The sequence below is a fragment of the Streptomyces sp. NPDC058145 genome, assembly GCF_042884245.1.
GTDB lineage: Bacteria > Actinomycetota > Actinomycetes > Streptomycetales > Streptomycetaceae > Streptomyces.
Map to the genome: position 1 here is coordinate 155,094 of NZ_JBHVUH010000019.1, position 4,372 is coordinate 159,465.

The 4,372-nt window shown below is 70.7% G+C and carries 4 protein-coding genes; 3 read left to right on the forward strand and 1 reads right to left on the reverse strand.

Features of this window, described 5'->3' with window-relative positions:
* Positions 1 to 181: 181 nt before the first annotated feature.
* The 3 genes from ACFVVO_RS34360 (at position 182) to proC (ending at position 2,643) form a co-directional block, all read left to right on the forward strand.
* Positions 182 to 979: an ABC transporter ATP-binding protein gene (locus ACFVVO_RS34360; protein WP_390060290.1), complete on the forward strand. Its 798-nt coding sequence runs from the start codon at positions 182 to 184 to the stop codon at positions 977 to 979.
* Positions 976 to 1,755 (forward strand): ABC transporter permease, encoded by a 780-nt coding sequence (locus tag ACFVVO_RS34365; RefSeq protein ID WP_390060292.1) that lies wholly within the window; start codon positions 976 to 978, stop codon positions 1,753 to 1,755. Before ACFVVO_RS34360 ends, ACFVVO_RS34365 begins: the two co-directional genes overlap by 4 nt.
* A gap of 75 nt (positions 1,756 to 1,830) precedes the next feature.
* The gene (proC, locus tag ACFVVO_RS34370) at positions 1,831 to 2,643 is read left to right on the forward strand and encodes a pyrroline-5-carboxylate reductase (RefSeq protein ID WP_390060294.1); all 813 of its coding nucleotides are present in this window, start codon (positions 1,831 to 1,833) and stop codon (positions 2,641 to 2,643) included.
* 93 nt (positions 2,644 to 2,736) lie between these two features.
* Here the strand turns inward: proC and trpS are convergent, their stop codons facing one another.
* Positions 2,737 to 3,762: a tryptophan--tRNA ligase gene (trpS, locus tag ACFVVO_RS34375; protein WP_390060296.1), complete on the reverse strand. Its 1,026-nt coding sequence runs from the start codon at positions 3,760 to 3,762 to the stop codon at positions 2,737 to 2,739.
* Between the last annotated feature and the right edge of the window lie 610 nt (positions 3,763 to 4,372).

A 4,372-nucleotide genomic window follows, 5' to 3' on the forward strand; every position in this document is an offset into this window, starting at 1 on the left:
TCCCCCCCCGCGTGACACTCGCAGATTTCAGTGCGGCTCCTCATGGGCCCCACCCCCCCATCCCACCCCCCTCCCCGCGACCGACCGCGGGCGGCCGGTGCACACCGGCCGCCGCTTCCGTCCGTGGTGCACGCGTACGCGCCCCTTGACGGCACCGGCCCGTCGGGCAATTATTCATCATGTGATGAATTACTTGCCCGATCCACCCCGCCCCACGGCACCCGACGCCGTCCACGCCGAAGGCCTCACCGTCGTCCGCGGCTCCCGCACCGTCCTGCGCCACCTCGACTTCACCGTCGCGCGCGGCCAGGTCACCGGCCTGCTCGGCCCCTCCGGATGCGGCAAATCCACCCTCATGCGCTCCATCGTCGCCACCCAGGCCAAGGTCTCCGGCACCCTCGACGTCCTCGGCCGCCCCGCCGGGCACCCCACCCTGCGCAGCCGCATCGGCTACGTCACCCAGGCCCCCTCCGTCTACGACGACCTGACCGTCCGCCAGAACCTCGACTACTTCGCCTCGATCCTCGACCCCGGCCGCACCAGGCCCGACCGCCGCGACGACGTCGCCCGCGTCCTCACCGACGTCGACCTCACCGGCCACGCCGACGCCCTCGCCGGCAACCTCTCCGGCGGCCAGCGCAGCCGCGTCTCCCTCGCCGTCGCCCTCCTCGGCACCCCCGAACTCCTCGTCCTGGACGAACCGACGGTCGGCCTCGACCCCGTCCTGCGCCGCGATCTGTGGAACCTCTTCCACGCCCTCGCCGCCGACCGGGGCGTCACCCTCCTCGTCTCCTCCCACGTCATGGACGAGGCCGAACGCTGCGACCGGCTGCTCCTGATGCGCGACGGGCGCATCCTCGCCGACAACACCCCGGACGCCCTGCGCACCCGTACCGGCACCGACACCGTCGAGGCCGCCTTCCTCCGCCTGGTGGACCAAGCCGCCACCGCGGACCGCACCGAGGAGACGACCCGATGAGCACGACGCCCCCGGCGGCCGCCGCCCCGACCGGCGCGTTCAGCGCCGCCCGCACCACCGCCACCGCGGCCCGCGTCCTGCGCCAGCTCCGCCACGACCCGCGGACCATCGCGCTGATGATCCTCGTCCCCTGCCTGATGCTGATCCTGCTGCGCTACGTCTTCGACGCCAGCCCCCGCACCTTCGACAACATCGGCGCCTCGCTGCTCGGCATCTTCCCGCTGATCACGATGTTCCTGGTGACCTCGATCGCCACCCTGCGCGAACGCACCTCGGGCACCCTCGAACGCCTCCTCGCCATGCCCCTGGGCAAGGCCGACCTCATCGCCGGCTACGCGCTCGCCTTCGGCGCCCTCGCCATCGTCCAGTCCGCACTCGCCACCGGACTCGCGCTCTGGCTCCTCGGCCTGGACGTCACCGGCTCGGCCTGGCTGCTCCTGCTCGTCGCGCTCCTCGACGCCCTGCTCGGCACGGCCCTCGGTCTCTTCGTCTCGGCCTTCGCGGCCTCCGAGTTCCAGGCGGTCCAGTTCATGCCCGCGGTGATCTTCCCCCAGCTCCTGCTCTGCGGACTCTTCACACCCCGCTCCGACATGCACCCCGTCCTCGAGGCCATCTCCGACGTCCTGCCCATGTCGTACGCCGTCGACGGCATGAACGAGGTCCTCCACCACACCGACATGACCGGCACGTTCGTACGCGACGTACTGATCGTGGCCGGCTGCGCGGTCCTGGTCCTGGCCGTCGGCGCGGCGACCCTGCGACGGCGGACCGCCTAGGGCATGCCGGCGGCCCGCGTTCCGGCAGCCGGACAACACCCCGCACCCCGCCGCCCCGGTGCGAGACTGAACCGCATGAGCCAGAAAGTCGCAGTCCTCGGCACCGGCAAGATCGGCGAAGCCCTGCTCAGCGGAATGATCCGGGCCGGCTGGGCCCCCGCCGACCTCCTGGTCACCGCCCGCCGTCCCGAGCGCGCCGAAGAACTCCGCGCCCGCCACGGAGTCACCCCGGTCACCAACGCCGAGGCCGCCAAGACCGCCGACACCCTGATCCTCACGGTCAAGCCGCAGGACATGGGCGCCCTCCTGGACGAACTCGCCCCGCACCTCCCCGCCGACCGCCTGGTCATCAGCGGCGCCGCCGGCATCCCCACCTCCTTCTTCGAGGAGCGCCTCGCCGCCGGCACCCCGGTCGTCCGCGTCATGACGAACACCCCCGCCCTCGTCGACGAGGCCATGTCCGTCATCTCCGCCGGCAGCCACGCCAGGGAGGCGCACCTCGCCCACGCCGAGGAGATCTTCGGCGGTGTCGGCAAGACCCTGCGCGTCCCCGAGACCCAGCAGGACGCCTGCACCGCGCTGTCCGGCTCCGGCCCGGCCTACTTCTTCTACCTGGTCGAGGCCATGACCGACGCCGGCATCCTGCTCGGCCTGCCCCGCGACAAGGCCCACGACCTGATCGTCCAGTCCGCCATCGGCGCCGCGGTGATGCTCCGCGACAGCGGCGAGCACCCGGTCAAGCTGCGCGAGAACGTGACCTCCCCGGCCGGTACGACGATCAACGCCATCCGCGAGCTGGAGAACCACGGCGTACGCGCCGCCCTCATCGCCGCCCTGGAGGCCGCCCGCGACCGAAGCCGTGAGCTGGCCTCCGGCAAGAAGGACTGACAAAGAAGGACCGACAAGAAGGACCGACTCGAGCGGAAGCCCCGGGGCGGCGGGCCACCAAGTTCCCCCCGCCGCCCCGGGCCCCGCGTCCTCCTAGCGGACCGCGTCCAGCGCGGGCTCGGACACGGCCGGCATCAGCCCGATCGCCCGATAGGCGGCGTCGACGGTCGGCCGCGCCATCGCCCGGGCCTTCTCCGCGCCCCGGCGCAGCACCCCTTCCACATAGGAGGGGTCCGCGCACAGCTCCCGGTGCCTCGCCTGCACCGGCCCGAGCACCTCCACCACGGCCTCCGCGGTGTCCTTCTTCAGTGCGCCGTACGAGTCGTAGTCACCGGCCAGCGTCTCCGGGTCCCCGCCCGTGCACGCGCCGAGGATCTCCAGCAGGTTCGCCACCCCCGGCCGCGCTTCCCGGTCGTACTCCACGTCCCGGCCGCTGTCGGTCACGGCCCGCATGACCTTCTTGCGCACCACGTCCGGCTCGTCGAGCAGATAGACGATCCCCGGCCCCGAGTCGTCGGACTTCCCCATCTTCGACATCGGGTCCTGCAGGTTCATCACCCGGGCGGCCACCCCCGGAGGAGTGGCCCTGGGGACCACGAAGGTGTGCCCGTACCGCTGGTTGAACCGCACCGCCAGGTCCCGCGTCAGCTCGACGTGCTGCGTCTGGTCCTCTCCGACCGGCACCTCGTCGGCCCCGTAGGCCAGGATGTCCGCGGCCATCAGCACCGGATACGTCAGCAGCGACAGCCGCACGCTCCCGCCGCGCTCGCGTTCGCGCGGCGCCTTCTCCTTGTACTGGATCATGCGGCGCATCTCGCCGTCCGTCGCCACGCACTCCAGCAGGTACGACAGGCGCGTGTGCTCGTCGACGTGGCTCTGCAGGAACACGGTGCACAGCTCCGGGTCGAGCCCCGACGCCAGCAGCAGCGTCGCCGCCTGCCTGCTCAGTCTGAGCACCCGCGCCGGATCGTGGTCCACCGTCAGCGCGTGCAGGTCGACGACGCAGAACAGGGCGTCCGACCTGTGCTGGTCCACCTCGACCCAGCGCCGCATGGCTCCCAGGTAGTTCCCCAGGGTCAGATGTCCGGTCGGCTTGACCCCACTGAAGACCCGTGTCATCTCCGCTCCATCTCCTGATCGAAACCGCCGTCCCGGTCGGCCGGCCCCCGGAGTCCTGGAGGAGATACGAGAACGGCCGCCGAAGCGGCGGCCGTTGAGTGCATACGTGAGTCGGCCGCCGTCAGGCGGCCCACCAGAGCTGGGTACACGTACGCGTGGTCATGTCGTCAGAGTACGCCTCCCGCCTGGCCTCCGGGGGTGAGTTGACACGCCCCGAGCCCGTGCGTACTGTTCTCCGAGTTGTCCGACGTGAGCGCCGACCTCGGTCGGTCCCCGGACAGCGATTCCGCAGGTACCACCCACTTCATCGACGTTCCGCGTCGGCTGTTTTGGCGTGCGTATTCGCGAAATGAGGAATCCGTGTTCGAAAGGACGCAGCCCCCGATTAGCTCGGGAGCATGGAATCCGCTAAAGTCTCACTCGTCGGAACGGCCCAACAGCCGCGAAGACAAACCCGCCGACCGGGAATCGGACGCCGAAAGCATCTGATAGAGTCGGAACCGCCGGAAAGGGATACGCGAGAGCGGGAACCTGGAAAGCACCGAGGAAATCGGGTCGAGAAAAGATCTGATAGAGTCGGAAACGCAAGAACGAAGGGAAGCGCCCGGAG